Below are 19177 nucleotides of genomic sequence, written 5' to 3'. Positions count from 1 at the left end.
ATTCATAGAGATGGAAAAAGCAGAGCTTAGGCTCTGCTTTTTTATGGGGAAAGGTTTTCTTGAAGTGTCGAGAACCAGTTGGTTACAGGCGATAAAAAAGAGCGGAGATAATATTTGGCCAATGGATCTGCAGGAGCGTTAAGTATAGGATGGGGTTAACTTTATCTTAGGTATTACTTGGTGATGGATTAATGAAAAAAATCATAAATACCAGTTTACTATTGTTGTGCTTTAGTAGTTTTAGCGCTGTATCGGGTCAAGTGGTGGTGCGTAAATCCAGTGAACCATTTGATGCTTTTGCTGTTCGTGACCAAGTGCTTTTAGAGCATGATTGGCAACAATCACTTAGGTTTCAACGACAAATTCAGATCCTACAAGCGCTGCCGATAGGCTGTTTACCTATTGCGGTACCCTATCGCTATTTCACTTGTGGTTCTCAATTTTATCGGCCTTATAGTTACCAAGATAAACAACTTTATATCGAAATAGATAAACCGTCTCCCATAACATCGCAGTGATAGATGTTAGTTATTGACTAATGAGCTCATGCATTTGATTTACGATTTGTAACGTTTTTAGCAAAGAGAATAAGCCATACCGACTATGCTTATAGGTAAGGTTTCTTGTGTTGAGAGTGTTATGAAGAGTGTTTCTATAAGCCTATTATCATTTCTTTTTCTGCTGCAAGCTTGTACTTCGACCTCTGAACCAAGCAAACAGTATGCACTTGAAAGCTATTATCATGATGAGCACTTCCATGCGATCCCCGAGCTTCCAGCGGCCGAGAGTCTATTTTATTTATCAGATAACGACCTTAGAAAAGTTCGCAAGGATTTTAATAGAGCCAAGTTGTCTAAATCGAATAATATTTTAGTCCACAAATGGTTAGCAAACTATATTAACGCTCAAGATGGAGGGTTTCGTTATGCCGATAACTTGACCCGCTCTGCTAGCGAAACCTTCAATGACAGAGAAGGGAACTGTTTATCTCTAGTGCTATTAACCGCCGCTATAGCCGATGAGCTAGATGTAACTGTCCAATTCCAAGAGATTGACGTTCCGCCTGTTTGGGATAAACAAGGGGGATTTTATCTTGTAAATGGTCATATTAACCTTAAGTTACTGCCTCAAGAGCAGCGTAACAGTATTAATTTTTCTATCGGCGCAATTCAAATCGATTTTTTACCTGAGCGAGCGATGCAAGGCTATGACAAGCGTCGAGTGAGTCAGTCGATGGTGGCCTCAATGTATTACAATAATGTTGCCGCAGAAGCCTTGGTAAAAGGACAATATGATAAAGCGTATGGCTTGTTGAAGCTCAGTTTGCAGCAGGATAATCAATTCTTACCTGCGATTAATACGCTAGCTGTGCTATATCGGTATAAGGGGCTGATTGAAGAGGCTGAGGCTTTGTACAAATTAGCGTTAACCATCGATCCTGATGATATGAATGCGCTGTATAACTATGCGATTATTCTTGGCGAGCAAAATAGGCTCGATGAGTGGGCTGATGTGCACAAAGTGATGGAGCTTGCTCGGATCCGTAATCCCTATTATTACTACAGCATGGCACAGCAAGCTTACTTCGATAAAGAGTATAAGCTCGCGTTAAACTGGTATAAAAAAGCGATTGATAAGGCTGATTACCGTCATGAATTTTATTTTGGTCTATCTAGAACATATTGGGCTACGGGTGATGAACGTCGAGCTCAAGTTAACATGGAGAAGGCATTATCATTGACCAACGACTTAAACAATAAGCATCGTTATCAATCAAAACTTCATGCAATGAGAAGTCATTAGCTTGCTTGCTAATGACATCGGTTTTTATCGATATGCAGTGATACCTAATGCTTGTCTTTTATAGGATAACGCCTGTTCTCCCCGACAGCCCAACCACCATAACAGCCCATCTTCGTTGATTTTTACAGCAGCGACTGTCACGATCCTAACTACGAGTAACATTTTGTATACTTGTGCACGGCAGTATTTGAACGCGTTATTAGTTAGTTGAAAGCATTATAGGATGTTTAGTGGGAATTAATTGGCTTTATATAGAATAAAGATAGTGAAAGTCATTCTAATTATTCCTTTTAAAATAGGTAGTTAAGTTTATTTTGTGTAATTTATAATTACTTGATTGCAATGTGAAGCGATACTGGATAAATTGAACGCAGTATCGCAATCGAGAGATAAGAATTCACACGCTAGACGGAGCGCAGTATTACCATGTATTACCAAAATGATGATGTTCGAATTAATAAGATTAAAGAGTTGTTACCTCCAATTGCAATTTTGGAGCGATTTCCGGCAACAGAGAACGCATCAGCGACCGTATTTAATGCGCGTGAAAGCATCCATAATATCTTAGCAAAAAAGGATGACCGCCTTTTAGTGGTTATCGGCCCTTGCTCTATTCATGATCCTGTTGCAGCAGTTGAGTACGGAAAACGTCTCGTTGAGCTGCGTGAGAAGTACAAAGATCAATTAGAGATTGTTATGCGCGTCTATTTTGAAAAGCCGCGCACAACAGTTGGCTGGAAAGGCTTAATCAACGATCCGAATATGGATAATAGCTTTAAGCTAAATGATGGTTTGCGCACAGCTCGCAAGCTTTTGCTTGATCTTAATGATATGGGCTTGCCAACTGCTGGTGAGTTTTTAGATATGATCACGCCGCAATATGTTGCCGACTTAATGTGTTGGGGCGCAATTGGCGCTCGCACCACTGAATCGCAAGTGCATAGAGAGTTAGCTTCTGGTCTTTCAAGCCCTGTAGGGTTTAAGAATGGTACCGATGGCACTATTAAAGTCGCTATTGATGCCATTGGCGCAGCCAGCGCACCACACCATTTCCTTTCGGTGACAAAATTTGGCCATTCAGCGATTGTTGAAACTAAGGGGAATCCTGATTGTCATATCATTTTGCGTGGTGGTAAAGAGCCTAACTACAGTGCAGCGCATGTGGCGGAGATCAATCAGCAGCTCGAAAAAGCAGGGCTTGCTAATAATATTATGATCGACTTTAGCCATGCCAATAGCCGTAAACAGTTTGCGCTGCAGATGTCAGTTGCCGATGATGTGGCTGGCCAATTGAGCGCCGGTGAAACATCGATATTTGGTGTTATGGTCGAAAGTAATCTGGTTGAAGGTAGACAGGATCCTGTTGAAGGCCAATCACTTTGTTATGGTCAGAGTGTAACAGATGCATGTATCGGCTGGGGTGACACTGAGACAATGCTGAGCGTATTGAACGAGAGTATTCTCAAGCGTCGATAACAAGATAGCGCTAAGCTATTTGTTAAAATGAAACCTGGTGTTAGCACCGGGTTTTTTTATGGATTTTTATAACGACAAAAAGAGCAGCTAGGCTCTTTGTTGATAAACGCAGCAATACTGCTGTCTATCTTTTTCGTCAATCTAATCGTTCGTGCTCTAATCTCAATATAAACTTAGGGTTTACTTTGAGCTAACCTGAATTTTCTCAATATCACTAGCCGGAGCTTCAACCACAAAATCAAGCTGCACTAGTGAGTCTTTTGCGCCAGTTTTGGACTCGCTATAACGCCACTGCTTTAACGCTTTAATGGCTGATGCATCAAACACTGCCGTTGGCGATGATTTGATCACTTTAATATTGTTCACTTCACCTGCGGGAGTGATATCAAATTTCATCACTACAAATCCATTCTGGTTAGCTTCAACTGCCGCAGCAGGGTAGACGGGTTCTATTCTAATCACGGGATGAATATCCTGATTTTTATCATCTCCTGCTAACACTTGCTGGTTTAGTAAAAGGCTACTTAAGCCAAGTGCCACTGTCAGCCCGATAACGGCTAGACCACTTTGGCCTTTTTGGTGAGTTTTCATTTGCATAATACGCTCCTTGAGTATGTGTTTATTTCCATAGTGAGTGTGTAACAGACCGTGATTAGCCTGTTGCGAGTAAGCGAGTAACATTTTGCTATAAACTATTTTTTCTGCAGTATCGAGAGTGGCTGTCACCTTGGCATCACAAGCTAGCTCCTGATCATTTCTAAAGCGTTTATAGGCTAGCCAAAACAGTGGGTTAAACCAAAATGTGGCTAAGATCCCGTAGGCTAAAAGATTACAAAACAGATCCAATCTTTTGTGATGGTATTGTTCGTGAGCAATAATGGCACGCTGCTTTAATGGGCTTAGACTGACGAAATCAGGTGGCAGAATGATCTTAGGGCTAATAATCCCAATTAACATGGGACTGTGAACTTTTGGGTGGCTATAAGTGGGCAGATATGAAGCTAAACCTTTTACTTTAATAGCAGTCTGCAGCAATGTGCGTAGGTAAGCGCTTTGCAGGAATAAGGCAAAAGTCATACAACTAAAACCAATCAACCAAGTGGAGATAAGTGTTTGTCTATACCAAGAAGACTCGCTTTGGCTTATCACCTTACCAGCTTTAACACTGTAGTAAGCTATCTGATCGGACTGAATGGGGAAAAGCTGTGTTGGTAGGTAATTGACTAACAGTGAGCTTAGTAAGATCAGCGGCAAAAGCATCCATAGAGCATAGGTTTTGTGCGCACCTAGGTGTTTTTGCAATCGACTATGGCTAAGTAAGAGTATGCTGCAAACGAGACTTAGCAAAAGTGTTTGTTGAAGAAGCCAGAGGATCATGACTTATTCTCCTCTTGCCAGGTATCAATCAGTTGCTGTAACTCCTCTACATCTTTTGCACTTAGCTTATTTTCACGAGCAAAGCCTGCAACCAGTGGTGCAACCCTGCCAGAGAAGAGTCTTTCGATAAAAGATTCACTCTCTTTGAGTTGATAATCACTTTGATCGATCAATGGATGATATAAGTAACTACGCCCCTGTTTTTCAAAACCGATAGCCTGTTTTTTCACAAGTCTATTTAGCAGCGTTTTAACAGTCTTTTCATGCCAGTCATTACTCTGAGCCAAAAGCGCTACGACTTCGCTGGCGCTTATTGGGGATTTTTGCCAAAGCACATTGAGTACATTGAGCTCGGCATTACTTATCTCTTTCATCATTACCATCGATTACAGTTGTAATATGTGATTATGATTACAGATGTAATCATAATGTGCAAGCTGTAATGTTAAGAAATTGATAATCAATTGGTAGTGGATGTCGGATGTGCTTGTATACTATTGAATACATTAGCTAATGGTGAAATTCGATTGGTTTTATAAGTTGTTATTGAATTTTATCTATAGCCTTTAGGCGCTGCCACGGTACAATAAGCTAAAAATGAGTGCCCTAAACAAGGATTGTAAAGGTATGAATGCAAGTCAGCTATCTCGCAGGGTAATCTGTTCCGTACTTTTTTGTTGTGGTTTTTCTGTTAATGCTTATGCATCAGAAGCGACTGATAGTTCGTTTAATAAGACCCCTAAACTTCTGCCTATTTTCAGCCAGAAGTTGAGCTTTTTCCTTCCCAATGATTGGAAACTAGCCTACACCCACCTCGAAGATGGGATGTTTTCTGCTGAGTTTTTACCTCAAAGCGAAGGGCTACATAACTGGTCTTCAATGGTTTGTATCCAAGGATTTGAGGGCTTGTCAGCAAATATTGCGCCCGAAGAGTTCCTTGATACCATGGTCGATACCTACAGAGAAAGCTGTAGCGGTGAAGTGATTTATCAGCGCGTAGATGATGAGTATATCAATGGGTATCAAACAGCGAGTGCGATTATAGGTTGTACACAAATGCCTAATAGTCATCTTAATGAACTACAAATCGATTTCTACAGTGAGCCACCGCACTTAAGTGAGATAGGTTTTTATACAGCGGTTAGCGGTGAGCGTGATCTTTACCTTATTCATAAGTCGTTAAGAGGCGCTGAGTTTAAAGCTATTACCGCTCCGATTGAAAAGACAAACTATCGTGAGTTTATGTCGACGGTTAGCCCCATTAACCTGAATTAGATAATCTCTTAGCTCCTTGAACGAGCGTTTATTTGTTCTGTACATACTGCTTCCTTAAACGTAACGGACTATTGCGTTAGCAATACAGAACTCAGTCGGTTTTATGTTTATTATTCTCTATCACTGGGCTTAGTTTGCTCATTTTCATATGACTTCTGAATGAATAATTTTGTCTGTCGAAAAAGTGGCTTGAAGGTAAACTAAAGGATTAGTTGCTAGCTCTAATGTCATACCCGCTCTCTATACTCAGCAGTCCAATAGTTGCAATCTAAGCTAGAACAAATCGACTTACTGATTAGTTAGACATTTAACCGTATAGACGTCTATAATGCGCGCACAAAGCGGTAACCTGATAATACCGCTGCGTAACAATCATAATAACTAACTAGTCAACTTTATTGGTGCCTCTGCTTTCAACTTGCGTGTTGGCTGAGGATAATCGGGAAGTCAGTTAAATTCTGACACTGCCCCCGCAACGGTGAATGGTGAGAGACAGGCGCTTTAAAGCTTGTTATCGCATATTGATGACTTCTTCAATATAGAACCTAAGTCCGGAGACCGGCCCGTAAAGTGATTTCGATGATTTCGGCGGGCAGATCTCGAAGTGCGGCAAAATTGTAAATATAGCGAAGGAACTATGCGCTAGTTGATTTACTGTGCCGTGACGCATTTGCCCCGTTTTCCTTTAGGAGTCAAGGGTAAATGGGTACTAAACAATCAAACATTGCGTTGCTGATCAGCGGCGTATTCAGCTTAACTGCATTGCCAACAGTGGCAGCAGAATCCAATCAAGACGTTACTATTGATGAAACCATTACCGTAACTGGTACCCGTTTCGATAGAACCAGCGAACAGCAGCTTACCGTCATTAATACTATTGAGCGTAGCGAGATTGAGCGGCTTAATCCTAAGTCAGTCGCTGACGTGTTAGAGACTCTACCTGGCGTTAGTGTTGTACGAAATGGTGGTGCAGGGCAAAGTGCTTCGATTAGCCTACGCGGAACCAATTCTAGCCACGTTTTGGTCATTGTTGATGGCGTAAAAGTGGGGTCTGCGACGCTCGGTAACTTTAGTTTTAATACATTATCACCTGAAAGTATTGAGCGAATTGAAGTGTTGAAAGGTCCTAGAGCATCTGTATGGGGCAGTGATGCTATTGGCGGTGTGATTCAAATTTTCACTCGCCAGCTTAAGAGTGATGAATGGTATGTTGGCGCTGAATATGGCTCTAATGATTATATTCGAGGCTCTGCGGGAGTTGGTGTTGAACATGGTAATGGCAGCAGCACATTGACTGTAAACCGCGAACAATCTGACGGCTATGATATTTATCGAGGCGCTGACTCTGAGAAAGATGATGATGGCTACAGTCGTACCTCACTTTCTCTTAAAGGTTCGCAGCAGCTGGATCAGCATTGGCAAGCACTATGGAGTGGCCAATACGACAGAGGCAATACTCAGTACGACGATATCTACGGCAGTGGTGGCGCGGACGAATCGGATTATGCAAATTATATTTGGAACCTAGGAGCTCAATACCAAGGCGACAAACTTACAAGCAAATTCACTGTTAATCAGTCTAGGGATTATAATGAAAATTTTCGCGGCGATAATAAAGATGTAGCGCGCGCTGACTTTGAAACGATGCGTAAACAGGTTAGTTGGAGTAATCAGTACCTGTTAGCTGATGGTTTAAATCTTAATGGCGGCTTAGATTGGTCAAACGAGGCTGTACTGGGGGATTATGCTCAAGATGAGAGAGACATTCTTGGCGCATATGTTTTAGTTGGTAAGCAGTGGCAGCAGTTACTAGCCGAAGTAGCGGTTCGTTATGACGATGTTGAAAATATCGACAGCGAAACGACTTATAATGTCAGCTTCGCTTATCAGTTTGATGAACACTGGCGTTTATCTGCCACCACGGGCACAGCCTTTAAAGTGCCTACTTTTAATGATCTGTACTGGCCCAATTCTGGAAACCCAGATCTGCTATCTGAAACTTCTACAAGTTATGATATGACACTAAATTATAGCCGTAACACAGTTAGTGCTTATATTAGCGTCTTTAAAAATGATATCGATAACTTGATAGCTTGGGCACCGACTGGTGAAGTTGATGATAATGGTTGGGATATTTGGAAGCCTGCCAATGTAAACAATGCAGAAATTTCAGGCGTTGAATTTTTCACTAAGTTTGAAATATTTGGATTTGATAATCAGCTGGCTTATACCTACTTAGAGCCAGAGGATAAGAAAACTGGAGAAATGCTAATTGGTCGTAGCGAGAATGAAGTTAACTATTCATTGAGTTATCAGTGGCATGATTTTGATTTATTAGCTAACTATCATTATCAAGGTAAACGCTTCGCAGGTTACGGTTTATATCTTGAGGCATATCAACAGTTAGATTTAGGTATCGGATATCAAGTGGCTGATAATTGGCAATTACGTTTAAAAGCTAACAATGTATTTGATGAAGAGATCATCTCTGCAACCAACTATATTAGCCCTGGTCGTGAGTTATTCTTTAGTGTGAGCTATAGCGCTTTTTAACAGCGGCTGAGAAATCAAAAAAGCCAGTCTTAATCAGACTGGCTTTTTTGTGCCTGCAACCTAACTAAAGAGTGTGTTGCTGTAGGGTTTCAAACCGCAGATACAAAAAAACCTCGCTAAGCGAGGTTTAAGTTGTAAGCTTAAGGTCTTAAATTGCCTCAGCTTAATGTTTAAATGTTGCAACACCTAAACGAAATATTGGTGCCCGAACCCGGAATCGAACCAGGGACACGAGGATTTTCAATCCTCTGCTCTACCGACTGAGCTATTCGGGCAACGGGCGCTATTAAAAGGCTTTTACCGATTTGAGTCAACCAATTTCTGCTAAATATCACTATTTTTTAGCTGGACGTTGAATAATTCAGCGTTTAGCTGCACAACTGAGCAAATTGTCTATCAGTTCGCTAGCTTTAGCCATTGAACTACTATTTGTTATAAAACTGTGAATATAATCGCGAGTTACACGGTCTAGTATTTATAACTAAAATATCAGTGAGGGTGAAGCTAGTTGCATATTCAGACAGTTTGGAAAATTCAACGTTATCCAGTAATGCTACTCGTAGCTATTGCTTTTCTGTTGTTGCTTTCATTGCTAGGACTACATAGGTTGAACCTTGATGTCGATTTTAGTGATTACTTCTCTCCAGAGGAACCACGTTTTATTGCTTTTAATAACATGAGTGATAACTTCGAACGTCATGATCAGTTGTGGTTATTGCTTGAGAGCAAGCAGGACTGGCGTGACGGCGAGCTTAACCACTCCTTGTTAGCGTTTGTCTCTCAAATTGATAAACAGTCAGATATCATCAGTGTGCAGGGCTATAACCAATTCGTGCAAGGTCATGCTCAATTAAATAAAATCCTGCCCTATAAGAAGCATCCTCGTCTAGATTCCGTTTTGTCTAATGACGGCCATGCAATATTGCTACAGTTTCAGCTAGATGAGTCTAAGGCATCACAATTTAAAACCCGTAGTTTATGGCTCATCGATACGTTAGATAACATCAAACTTCAATCGCAGCAGTTCTGGAAACCGTTAAAGGTTAATAGTTACCTCAATGGTACCCATGCCTTAAACTGGCAATATGCCAAAGTATTGCGCCATGACCTTACTTGGTTTGCCCCCTCTTTGTTACTCGTCATCTTTGTTATGGCGGCTCTGTTTATTCGGCAGAAAGTATGGATTGCAGCACTGTGCCTTAATAGTTTGATAGCGCTTGTTCTGACGCTTGGCGTTGCTGCATGGTTGAAGCTCACTTTGGCTGCTATAAGTGCTTTTGTGCCGGTGATTATTGTGACGCTAGCGCTTGCCTATGCATCGCACCTGTATTTTGGTTGGCGCAGGGCGGTGAATAATGGTTTGTCGAATGAATTAGCGCTAAAAGAAACCGTTCGTGTAAATCAGGCACCACTTTTCTACTCAACCATTACCACTATATTTGGTTTCTGTTTACTGACTTTTAGTCCATCACCTCCAATTCAAAGCTTTGGATTACTCGTAGCTTTTGCTGTGCTCTGTAACTATTTACTGAGCCTTACCACGCTTATATATTTTGCCAAGTTCTCGGTTGCAAAGCCTCAACCAATCCGTTTATTTACCACTGTTATAGGGTTAGCTAAATATAATGTAAAAAGACCCAACTCGGTTATGTTGGGGATTGTGCTTATCAGTATCGCTGCCACATTTAGTGTCTCTAAATTGACCTTAAATGACGACCCATTAAGTTACTTCAATGAAGACAACCCTTTTACCGTTTCTAGCCAGAAAATGCGTCAGTATTTTGCTGGCATTAACTTGCAACATTATGTTGTTGAGAGTGTTTCAGGTGAGCAAGTGGATAAAACTGAGCTGAGCTTTATTTATAAGTTTGCACGCTTTTTAAAAGCTCAGACTGAAGTCAATAAAGTGCAGCATTTAGGTGACTGGATCAGAAGTACTGGGCTTGGGCAGCGTCAGTTTCATCGCTTACTCGCTAATAACTCAGCATCAGAATTGCATTTACGAAGTGAACTGTCCGCAAGCAAGAGTGCAGCCCTCGTGACGCTGTACCTCAAACCGATGACGGCCATGGAGTTGGTCGCATTTGAGACAAAGGTTAACCATTGGCTAAAACAGAATGCTTCGCAAGTTACTGTCAGTCCACCACTTGGTAGCAACTTACTGTTTGCCCATCTAAGTATTGATAACGCCAATAATATGCTGTCTTCATTTGGTGTGGCTTTAATCGCATTAGCTGTGCTACTCAGTATTTTAAAGCATTCGTTACTGTTTGGATTTATGGGGTTGCTGCTTAACTTTCTGCCTTTGCTGTGGGTATTTGCTTTGTGGCAGCTTAACGGCGGCTTTATTAGCTTAGGCACGGCAGTTGTGCTCGGTATGATGTTGGGCGTGATTGTTGACGATACATTGCACTTGATGTTGAAACTGCCGAGCGAACGTTCAGAAGACAGCATAGCGCTTATGTGGCAAGGGTTAAGTAAGGTACTACCTGTGATCAGTTTTACCACGCTGACGATAGCTCTTGGATTTTCCATTGGCTTATTGTCTGACTTTGCTCCTATAGCACAACTGAGTTTGTTGTCTTGCCTGGTAGTGCTTTTCGCCTGGGGCTTTGATGTATTGATGTTACCAGTGCTCTATCAGCGTTGGGTGTTAAGGAGGTCAAATGCTTGAGCGAAATTTACCTCGATGTTTTCCATTGAGAGGCAAACACTCAATTGGATTGGCTGATCATGCTAATGGTCAACGAATCGAAAGCTGGTTAAAAGCAGCAACAGTATCTCCTCTCCGCTTTTCTGATCAACAGACTGACGCGATGGCAAGATTGCTGCCTTTATTACTGTGCGGTGAACAATCAGCGCAGTTAGTATTTAATAGCGAGATAGCCCGCTTAGCAGGTTCGGAACATAAACTCATTCTAAACTGTTTACATGGAGTAGAAGCGGATGAATATCGGCACGACATAGCCTTGCAACAAGTTGCAACTCAATTGACGGAGCTTACCAGCTTTAACCTAGTGCAACGAAAAGCCAAGCGTTTTTATGCCAGCTTAGGGCGAGTTGAAAATTACAGCGAACACTTTGTCAGAATTTCCATCTTAGATACCTGTGTCACCCATATTATGCAGTCGTTTGAGCAATGCCATTTAGGCAGAGAGCATCCCTTTGCCCTATTGTGCGGGCTAATTAAAAAAGATGAAGCTAAACATGTTTACGTTAGCCGCAAACATGCAATGGCGCTTGGTGCGAGTGCTAACCAGTTTGCTGAGCAACATGAGCAAGTGGTGGGTAACTTGATGCAGCTGCTACTGACTCAAGGTGGGGCATTTGAGTCTATGGGAGTGTGTTTAGACGGTGTAACAAGAAAGCTGGAGGCTAAATGGCGGTAAAATTTGCTAAACATTCGCTCTCATTGAAAGGAATTGAGCACGCGCTACCTCATCACAATATTGATAATCAATATCTGTTAGAGAAGCTAAAGCTGCAGTGCGGTTTACTGATGGCTAGAAAAGCGAAAGCGATTGCACGGCGAATCGGAATAGAGGGGCGGCATTTGTGCCGTGATCTTAATGTCGCAACAAGTAAACCCTCGCCAACCAGTATAGAGTTGAGCGTTCAAGCTCTTAATGGGGCGCTGTTAGCTGCAGATATTGAAATCAGCCAGCTTGACTATTTACTTTCTCATACCTGCACACCACATACTCAAGTCCCCCCCAATGCTGCCTGGGTTGCGGATAAATTGGCATATCATGGCCCCTATTTGGAGTTACGCCAAGCGTGTACTGGCTTTGCTAATGGGTTGCAGATAGCCTCTAGCTTTTGTGCTGTGAATCAACAGCCGGTGGCCATTGTTGGTTGTGAGACCGGTTCTGTCTATTTTGATATGGATAATCAATTCATTGATACAGAGCAGTTGGTGAACTACGTGCAAATGGGAGATGGCGCAGCGGCTGTGGTGCTAGCACCTGCCGAACAATTAGCGGGTTCGATTGGCACTATTTCTGATATCTATTTGGGCCATATAGGCGTGGGTAAAGAGGCTGGTTTCTATCTCGACTCAGGTTCGCACGATGTCGCCAATAAGCAGATGGCTAGGTTTCATCATAATACTCAGGCGGTAAGGCAGCAGGGCAGCCAATTATTTGAGCTTGGTTTGGCTGCTTTACAATCACGGGGGCACCACCTTGATGACTTTCGTTTTATATTGCCGCATCAAGCGAATGGCCATATTGATCGATTACTTGGTGATGCGTTATCTATTGAATCTAGTCGGATTATTAATGATGCAAAATCACTTGGGAATTTAGGTTCGGCAGCGATATGGGTTAGTTTAGCTAAATTGATTAACTCTGGCGTGTTGAACTGCGGTGATAAGGTGATGGTATTAGGTGCTGAAGCGACAAAATATCTATATGGCGGTTTTGTTTACCATCATTTGTAAATCTATCTCTAAAAAAAATAAAGGCCTCTAATGAGGCCTTTATTGATAATAACGGGTGACAAAACAGCGATGATAATTAGCGCTGAGCAACCAATTTGTTGTCAGGGAAGTTAGCTTGCATCACCATAAGTGTATGCTCTTTAAGCTTATCTTGTCCTAGTTCGCCATATGCTTGAGACATGATCTCTAAAGCTCTTTCTGTTGATGGTGTACCAGGGAAACCTTCCATAACGAGCTGTGCTCGAATGGCTGCTGCACTCCATGCATTCATTTTTATGTAGTATTCAGCTACCTTGATCGAGTAAAGTGCCAGTCTATTTTTTAAGTGTTGCATGCGTTTTTGAGCATCTGCTGCATACTTACTGTTTGGATAAGCCTTAACCAGTCTATCGAAATCTTTAAATGCATCTTGAGCCGCTTTAGGATCACGATCAGATCTATCGATGTTTAACATATCGTGGAAAAGGTAACGATCAGACTGCATATTGACTAGACCGCGCATATAGTAAACGTAATCTATGTCTTTATGTGTTGGGTTTAATCGAATGAAACGGTCTATGTTAGCGATGCCTGAAGCTGGATCATCGAGCTTGTAGTAAGCAAATATTAAATCGAGTTGGACTTGAGTTTTATGAGGTCCAAATGGGAAACGGGAATCCAAAGCTTCTAAAGAACGAACTGCTTTGCTGTAATTTCCCAGCTCCATAGAGGTTCTTGCTTGAGAATAAAGCACTTCAGGCGAACTTTTGATCATTGCAGGGTCTTCGCCCTGTTTACTACTACAGGCCGTAACAGCAAGCGATATTAGGACTACAGCAACACTTTTAGCAATTTTATGCATACTTGAATTCGATTCTTTTAAAGTTATAGTTAAGAATTTTTCCATTTCACGATAAAATAGAAACAATCCGATTGTAACAGATAGTAAACATTTTTGGACCCCGAAACGTGGGTACGGTTCATATGACTCAAGAGATTAAACTAAAAAGCGAGATAACATCAATACAAACAGGGCAAAGATTAGACCAGACTTTGGCTGATTTGTTCCCTGATTACTCGCGAACACGCATTAAAGAGTGGATTCTGTCCGGTGCAGTTAGCATTGACGGTAATGTTTCTGACAAACCTAGAACCAAAGTTTTAGAAGGTCAGGAGATCATTGTCTTAGCAACACTGGAAGAAGAAACATCGGCAAAAGCTGAAGCTATCGATCTAGATATTGTTTATGAAGATGACCATATCTTGGTTATTAATAAGCAGGCTGGACTGGTAGTGCATCCTGGTGCTGGTAACCAAGATGGTACCTTGATGAATGCTTTGCTGCATCATTGTCCTGGTATCGAATTGGTGCCTCGTGCTGGTATTGTTCACCGTTTAGATAAAGACACGACTGGTTTAATGGTTGTAGCTAAAACGGTTGAAGCACAGACACATTTGGTCACAGCACTGCAAGCTCGTGAGATCACTCGTGAATATGAAGCGATTGTTCAAGGCGGCATTATTGCGGGCGGCACTGTCGATGAACCTATCGATCGTCATCCAACTAAGCGTACCCATATGGCTGTAGTCCATAACGGTAAGCCAGCGATGACCCATTACCGCGTGGCTGAGAAGTTCCGAGCTCACACCCGTTTACGTCTTCGCCTAGAGTCTGGTCGTACACACCAAATTCGTGTGCATATGGCTTACATCGGTCATGTATTGGTCGGTGATCCTGTTTATGCAGGACGTCCGCGTCCACCTAAAGGAGCAGCGCCTGACTTTTTTGAAACCTATATGGGGTTCAAGCGTCAAGCATTGCACGCAATACGTCTTGAGTTAGCGCATCCTTTCACTTGTGAAATTATGAGCTGGCAGGCACCTGTCCCTGACGATATGGTTAAGCTGACCAAGGCACTGCGTCAAGATACCCTCGATAATCCAGCCGTAATTTAATGGTTGATGTTGTTGATGAGAAGTTAGCATGGTTTATTCCTAAGGGAGTAAATCTTGCTTTTTCTACTCGTCAAGATGGCTGCAGTTTACCGCCTTACCACAGTTTAAACCTCGGTACACATGTTGGTGATGCTCTCGTTAATGTTAATCGAAACCGACAGATCATTGAACAACGATTAAACCTGCCTGTAAGCCCTGCTTGGCTTGAACAAACTCATAGTATAGAGGTTGTTAATGCCGACAATCATCATATTCATTATGCCGATGGTAGTTATTGCAATAGTAGCAACCAGGTCTGTGTGGTGATGACAGCAGATTGTCTTCCGGTTTTATTGTGTGATGTTGATGGCACCGAAGTCGCAGCAGTACATGCTGGTTGGCGTGGGTTATGTGATGGGATTATAGAAGTCGCAGTTAACAAGTTTAGTCATTCGCCAAAAGAGCTGGTCGCTTATCTTGGCCCCGCTATTGGCCCCAGTGCTTTTGAAGTGGGTGAAGAGGTAAAGCAGCAGTTTGTAGCCTATGATCTTGAAGCTGAAAATTGTTTTAAACAAACATGTCAACAAAAAGGCAGCGACAAGTATATGGCTGATATTCATGCGCTAGCAAAGATCCGCTTACGCAAACTCGGCGTGAATAAGGTCTATGCAGATAAACGCTGCACAGTGACTGACTCTGAATCTTTTTTCTCTTACCGCCGTGATGGTGTCACCGGCAGAATGGCCTCATTTATTTGGCTCAATGCATAACTCCTTACTTGAAATTGTTCAAATAGCCCCCATATTTTAGTTATCACATGCTTTACGTTCTAGTAGAGCAAATCTATTATTTTCTGTTTGTATTAAGCCAAATGCAGTGCTCAAAGAGTATTGAGTTTTGCGTGACGATTTGTGGCAATGATACAAACCTAACTGAGTTACCGGAGGAATGATGCGATTAGATCGTATGACCAATAAATTCCAAATTGCTATCTCGGACGCTCAATCATTGGCATTGGGTCGAGATCACCAATTTATCGAGCCCGTACATTTGATGATGGCATTGCTTAATCAAGATGGCGGTTCTATTCACCCATTATTGACCCAAGCTGGAATTCAAGTCAGTAGCTTGCGTTCTTTATTAAGTAAAGAGTTGGAGCAATTGCCTCAGGTTGAAGGCACTGGCGGAGATGTTCAGCTATCTCAAGCATTGATACGTCTTCTTAATGTGTGCGATAAGCTAGCGCAAAAGCGTAAAGACAAGTTTATCTCTAGTGAACTATTTGTTCTCGCCGCGCTGGATGGCAATGATGTATTGGCCAAAGCTTTGAAAAAGTCGGGGGCAGATAAAGCCCTATTGGAAAACACAATTGATCAGATCCGTAATGGTCAGAATGTTGATGATCCCAATGCTGAAGATCAACGCCAAGCATTGAAAAAGTTTACCGTCGACCTGACAGAACGTGCCGAGCAGGGAAAGCTAGACCCTGTGATTGGTCGGGATGATGAAATTCGCCGTACTATCCAAGTGCTGCAGCGTCGTAGCAAGAATAACCCGGTACTCATCGGTGAACCAGGAGTGGGTAAAACCGCTATTGTCGAGGGGCTAGCACAACGCATTATTAATAATGAAGTACCTGAAGGAATTAAAAACAAGCGAGTCTTGTCCTTGGATATGGGCGCATTAGTTGCAGGTGCTAAATACCGTGGTGAGTTTGAAGAGCGTTTAAAAGCTGTACTAAATGAACTATCTCAGGAAGAGGGCCAAGTTATCCTCTTTATTGATGAGCTGCACACAATGGTTGGTGCCGGAAAAGGCGATGGTGCCATGGATGCAGGGAATATGCTTAAGCCTGCCTTGGCTCGGGGTGACTTACATTGTGTTGGTGCGACGACGTTAGATGAGTATCGTCAGTATATTGAAAAGGATGCTGCGCTTGAGCGTCGTTTCCAAAAGGTGCTGGTGGATGAGCCCAATGTTGAAGATACCATTGCTATTTTACGTGGACTAAAAGAGCGTTATGAGCTGCATCATCATGTGGAGATCACTGACCCCGCTATTGTCGCAGCTGCGAGCATGTCTAACCGCTATATATCAGATCGTAAGCTACCTGATAAAGCCATTGATTTGATCGATGAGGCCGCTTCAAGTATTAGAATACAGATAGACTCTAAGCCTGAATCTCTCGATAAACTTGAACGCCGTGCAATTCAGTTAAAACTTGAAGAACAAGCTGTAAGCAAAGAGGAAGATGAAGCAAGCCTGCGTCGTTTGGATGTGTTGCGCTCTGAACTTAAAGAGGTTGAAGGTAAAGCAGGCGAGCTTAATGAGATTTGGCATACTGAAAAAGCAGCACTTGCAGGTACTCAGCATATCAAGGCAGATCTTGAACAAGCGAGAATGGATCTTGAGGTTGCAAGGCGAGCAGGTGATTTAACACGTATGTCTGAACTTCAATATGGTCGCATTCCTGAACTTGAAAAGCAGCTAGATTTAGCGGCGCAAGCTGAAATGCAAGATATGACTTTGCTTCGCAACAAGGTCACCGATATTGAAATTGCAGAAGTGTTGTCCAAAGCGACTGGGATCCCTGTATCTAAAATGCTAGAGGGTGAGCGTGAAAAGTTACTGCAGATGGAAGATGCATTGCATGAGCGTGTCATTGGACAAAACGAAGCCGTCGATTCGGTATCGAATGCAATTCGTCGTAGCCGAGCTGGGCTTGCAGATCCTAACCGTCCTATTGGTTCTTTCCTATTTTTGGGGCCCACAGGCGTAGGTAAAACAGAGCTGTGTAAGTCGCTAGCAAAATTCCTGTTTGATACAGAATCTGCGCTAGTTCGAATTGATATGTCTGAGTTTATGGAAAAGCATTCTGTTTCGCGTTTAGTTGGCGCACCACCAGGTTACGTTGGCTATGAAGAAGGTGGATATCTAACTGAAGCGGTAAGACGTAAGCCTTATTCGGTGATTTTGCTTGATGAAGTGGAGAAAGCGCATCCAGATGTGTTCAATATCTTACTACAGGTACTCGATGACGGCCGCTTGACCGATGGCCAAGGCCGCACTGTAGATTTTCGTAATACCGTTGTGATTATGACATCAAACCTTGGTTCTGATGCGATTCAAGCAGGTTTTGGTTCTCAAAACTACGATGAAATGAAATCTAACGTTATGCAGGTGGTCACACAACATTTTAGACCAGAGTTTTTGAACCGAGTCGATGAGTCTGTTGTTTTCCATCCATTGAATAAGGAAAATATTGCTCATATTGCATCAATTCAAATTGACGGACTCAAGCAAAGGCTAGCAGACAAAGACTACGAGTTAAGCATAAGTGATGACGCCTTAGCGATTATTGCAGAGGCTGGTTATGATCCCATATATGGTGCTAGACCACTCAAGCGGGCATTGCAGCAGGAAGTTGAAAACCCACTGGCACAAAAAATCTTAAGTGGTCAGTTGCAACCAGGTAAAGCTATTAATATATCTGTTTCAGAAAACGAACTGACTTTCACTCAGTAATAGTGCAGCCTGTTAACCCATCATCAAAAGACACTTTTGAAAAAAGGTGTCTTTTTTTACGCTATTTGCACGCCTTGTATAGCCCTAACTTTGCGATATCTTTGTATTATTCCGTTTTTCGTCAATACTCAATGAAATGGTTTTGGTCGATATGAGTGTTAAAAGCACAATATATAGGCCAAAGGTTATAAGACAGGGAGACGTTCATATGAAGTATCGATTAGTAATTCTAGCTTTGTTTTCAATGGCAGTAGTAGGTTGTGCAAACGATGACCAGCGTGAGCTAGCGTCAGCACCTTACATAGGAGAAGGTAATCAAGAGTACGAGAGCCTCTATCATTATGGTTACTATCGTGGCTGCAAAAATGCTTATGTAATGAAGCAGCAGAAAATAGAGCTTTACGGTTCAGTTGTTAAAGATACTGCGCTTGACGGGTTAGATAAGTTTGATGACGGTTGGGATGCTGGCCTAAAGGCGTGTGAAGATGGAGTCGCTCGGTCAATGTATAATTTGACTGCCAATCAGTAGTCAATAATAACGAGACAGACTAAGCGTGAGTCTGTCTCCCTAAATTAATAGCAAGGCATGAGTTATTTTGAGCAAAATAAAGAGATCCGTTGTTTTTGCTCTTTAATCGCAGTTTGGCGCTGCTCTTCTGTCATCGCAATGCTTTCGCCTGTTTCTTTATTCTGCTTATTCAATTTTGAATGACTGATTAGTACATTTAAGCTGTGTTTCGCATTATCGCAAATGACTTTAGCTTGTGCATTATCTGAACCCTTTATAGAAGTTGCAATCTTTTCTAACTCACT

General features: G+C 42.2%; 16 protein-coding genes, 1 tRNA gene and 1 riboswitch (1 of these 18 running past the window's edge). Of the genes, 12 read left to right on the top strand and 5 right to left on the bottom strand.

Annotated features, from left to right (window positions below):
* Positions 1–191: 191 nt before the first annotated feature.
* The 3 genes from SWP_RS17655 to aroG all read left to right on the top strand — a co-directional run bounded on the left by SWP_RS17655 (position 192) and on the right by aroG (position 3279).
* A complete protein-coding gene (locus tag SWP_RS17655; RefSeq protein ID WP_020913964.1) occupies positions 192–518 on the top strand; it encodes a hypothetical protein in 327 nt (108 codons plus the stop codon).
* A 121-nt stretch (positions 519–639) separates the two neighbouring features.
* Positions 640–1803, top strand: a complete 1164-nt coding sequence (locus SWP_RS17650) for a tetratricopeptide repeat protein (RefSeq protein WP_228371078.1) — start codon at positions 640–642, stop codon at positions 1801–1803.
* Positions 1804–2229: 426 nt separating this feature from the next.
* The gene (gene aroG / locus SWP_RS17645; protein ID WP_020913962.1) at positions 2230–3279 is read left to right on the top strand and encodes a 3-deoxy-7-phosphoheptulonate synthase AroG; all 1050 of its coding nucleotides are present in this window, start codon (positions 2230–2232) and stop codon (positions 3277–3279) included.
* A gap of 180 nt (positions 3280–3459) precedes the next feature.
* Here aroG and SWP_RS17640 read toward each other — a convergent pair whose 3' ends face one another.
* A complete protein-coding gene (locus SWP_RS17640) occupies positions 3460–4656 on the bottom strand; it encodes a M56 family metallopeptidase (RefSeq protein ID WP_020913961.1) in 1197 nt (398 codons plus the stop codon).
* Positions 4653–5030 carry a BlaI/MecI/CopY family transcriptional regulator gene (locus SWP_RS17635; RefSeq protein ID WP_044556059.1) on the bottom strand — a complete coding sequence of 126 codons (378 nt, stop codon included), beginning with the start codon at positions 5028–5030 and terminating at the stop codon, positions 4653–4655. Before SWP_RS17635 ends, SWP_RS17640 begins: the two co-directional genes overlap by 4 nt.
* A 253-nt stretch (positions 5031–5283) precedes the next feature.
* On the opposite strand from SWP_RS17635, the gene SWP_RS17630 reads away from it, so the two are divergent.
* On the top strand, positions 5284–5931 hold the full coding sequence (locus tag SWP_RS17630) for a hypothetical protein (RefSeq protein WP_020913959.1): 648 nt from the start codon (positions 5284–5286) through the stop codon (positions 5929–5931).
* Between the two features lie 382 nt (positions 5932–6313).
* Positions 6314–6512: riboswitch (cobalamin riboswitch) on the top strand.
* A 121-nt stretch (positions 6513–6633) separates the two neighbouring features.
* A complete protein-coding gene (locus SWP_RS17625) occupies positions 6634–8484 on the top strand; it encodes a TonB-dependent receptor domain-containing protein (protein ID WP_020913958.1) in 1851 nt (616 codons plus the stop codon).
* Positions 8485–8683: 199 nt separating this feature from the next.
* Here the strand turns inward: SWP_RS17625 and SWP_RS17620 are convergent.
* Positions 8684–8759: transfer RNA gene (locus tag SWP_RS17620), tRNA-Phe, on the bottom strand.
* 233 nt (positions 8760–8992) lie between these two features.
* On the opposite strand from SWP_RS17620, the gene SWP_RS17615 reads away from it, so the two are divergent.
* Genes SWP_RS17615 through SWP_RS17605 form a run of 3 tightly spaced genes read left to right on the top strand, consistent with a single transcriptional unit; the run spans position 8993 to position 12925 of the window.
* On the top strand, positions 8993–11158 hold the full coding sequence (locus tag SWP_RS17615) for an efflux RND transporter permease subunit (protein WP_020913957.1): 2166 nt from the start codon (positions 8993–8995) through the stop codon (positions 11156–11158).
* Positions 11151–11873: a hypothetical protein gene (locus SWP_RS17610; RefSeq protein ID WP_020913956.1), complete on the top strand. Its 723-nt coding sequence runs from the start codon at positions 11151–11153 to the stop codon at positions 11871–11873. Before SWP_RS17615 ends, SWP_RS17610 begins: the two co-directional genes overlap by 8 nt.
* The gene (locus tag SWP_RS17605) at positions 11864–12925 is read left to right on the top strand and encodes a 3-oxoacyl-ACP synthase III family protein (protein WP_020913955.1); all 1062 of its coding nucleotides are present in this window, start codon (positions 11864–11866) and stop codon (positions 12923–12925) included. The genes SWP_RS17610 and SWP_RS17605 overlap by 10 nt, the downstream gene beginning before the upstream one ends.
* Before the next feature lie 76 nt (positions 12926–13001).
* Here SWP_RS17605 and SWP_RS17600 read toward each other — a convergent pair whose 3' ends face one another.
* Entirely contained in the window at positions 13002–13766 is a 765-nt protein-coding gene (locus SWP_RS17600; RefSeq protein ID WP_079891960.1) for an outer membrane protein assembly factor BamD, read from the bottom strand.
* Between the two features lie 122 nt (positions 13767–13888).
* Here SWP_RS17600 and rluD point away from each other — a divergent pair, with 122 nt between their 5' ends.
* From rluD to SWP_RS17580, 4 genes are all read left to right on the top strand, one after another.
* Complete coding sequence (gene rluD, locus SWP_RS17595; protein WP_044556057.1) at positions 13889–14860, top strand: 23S rRNA pseudouridine(1911/1915/1917) synthase RluD; 972 nt, start codon at positions 13889–13891, stop codon at positions 14858–14860.
* Positions 14860–15609 carry a peptidoglycan editing factor PgeF gene (gene pgeF / locus SWP_RS17590; protein ID WP_020913952.1) on the top strand — a complete coding sequence of 250 codons (750 nt, stop codon included), beginning with the start codon at positions 14860–14862 and terminating at the stop codon, positions 15607–15609. The genes rluD and pgeF overlap by 1 nt, the downstream gene beginning before the upstream one ends.
* Before the next feature lie 181 nt (positions 15610–15790).
* Complete coding sequence (gene clpB / locus SWP_RS17585; protein ID WP_020913951.1) at positions 15791–18364, top strand: ATP-dependent chaperone ClpB; 2574 nt, start codon at positions 15791–15793, stop codon at positions 18362–18364.
* Between the two features lie 208 nt (positions 18365–18572).
* On the top strand, positions 18573–18893 hold the full coding sequence (locus tag SWP_RS17580; protein WP_020913950.1) for a hypothetical protein: 321 nt from the start codon (positions 18573–18575) through the stop codon (positions 18891–18893).
* A 62-nt stretch (positions 18894–18955) separates the two neighbouring features.
* Here SWP_RS17580 and SWP_RS17575 read toward each other — a convergent pair whose 3' ends face one another.
* On the bottom strand, positions 18956–19177 hold the 3' portion of the coding sequence (locus SWP_RS17575) for a DUF4124 domain-containing protein (RefSeq protein ID WP_020913949.1). 288 nt of this gene lie beyond the right edge of the window; 222 of the gene's 510 nt are visible here — the last part of the coding sequence; its start codon lies off the right edge, out of view; the stop codon is at positions 18956–18958.

The organism is Shewanella piezotolerans WP3, assembly GCF_000014885.1.
Lineage (GTDB): Bacteria > Pseudomonadota > Gammaproteobacteria > Enterobacterales > Shewanellaceae > Shewanella > Shewanella piezotolerans.
The sequence above is the reverse complement of the archived record's forward strand: the minus strand, read 5'-3'. Positions and strand labels throughout refer to the sequence as shown.

Bases quoted from the DNA above. Each gene is read 5' to 3' on its own strand.
- SWP_RS17655 (WP_020913964.1), top strand. From the start codon at position 192: ATGAAAAAAATCATAAATACCAGTTTACTATTGTTGTGCTTTAGTAGT.
- SWP_RS17650 (WP_228371078.1), top strand. From the start codon at position 640: ATGAAGAGTGTTTCTATAAGCCTATTATCATTTCTTTTTCTGCTGCAA.
- aroG (WP_020913962.1), top strand. From the start codon at position 2,230: ATGTATTACCAAAATGATGATGTTCGAATTAATAAGATTAAAGAGTTG.
- SWP_RS17640 (WP_020913961.1), bottom strand. From the start codon at position 4,656: ATGATCCTCTGGCTTCTTCAACAAACACTTTTGCTAAGTCTCGTTTGC.
- SWP_RS17635 (WP_044556059.1), bottom strand. From the start codon at position 5,030: ATGAAAGAGATAAGTAATGCCGAGCTCAATGTACTCAATGTGCTTTGG.
- SWP_RS17630 (WP_020913959.1), top strand. From the start codon at position 5,284: ATGAATGCAAGTCAGCTATCTCGCAGGGTAATCTGTTCCGTACTTTTT.
- SWP_RS17625 (WP_020913958.1), top strand. From the start codon at position 6,634: ATGGGTACTAAACAATCAAACATTGCGTTGCTGATCAGCGGCGTATTC.
- SWP_RS17610 (WP_020913956.1), top strand. From the start codon at position 11,151: ATGCTTGAGCGAAATTTACCTCGATGTTTTCCATTGAGAGGCAAACAC.
- SWP_RS17605 (WP_020913955.1), top strand. From the start codon at position 11,864: ATGGCGGTAAAATTTGCTAAACATTCGCTCTCATTGAAAGGAATTGAG.
- SWP_RS17600 (WP_079891960.1), bottom strand. From the start codon at position 13,766: ATGCATAAAATTGCTAAAAGTGTTGCTGTAGTCCTAATATCGCTTGCT.
- rluD (WP_044556057.1), top strand. From the start codon at position 13,889: ATGACTCAAGAGATTAAACTAAAAAGCGAGATAACATCAATACAAACA.
- pgeF (WP_020913952.1), top strand. From the start codon at position 14,860: ATGGTTGATGTTGTTGATGAGAAGTTAGCATGGTTTATTCCTAAGGGA.
- clpB (WP_020913951.1), top strand. From the start codon at position 15,791: ATGCGATTAGATCGTATGACCAATAAATTCCAAATTGCTATCTCGGAC.
- SWP_RS17580 (WP_020913950.1), top strand. From the start codon at position 18,573: ATGAAGTATCGATTAGTAATTCTAGCTTTGTTTTCAATGGCAGTAGTA.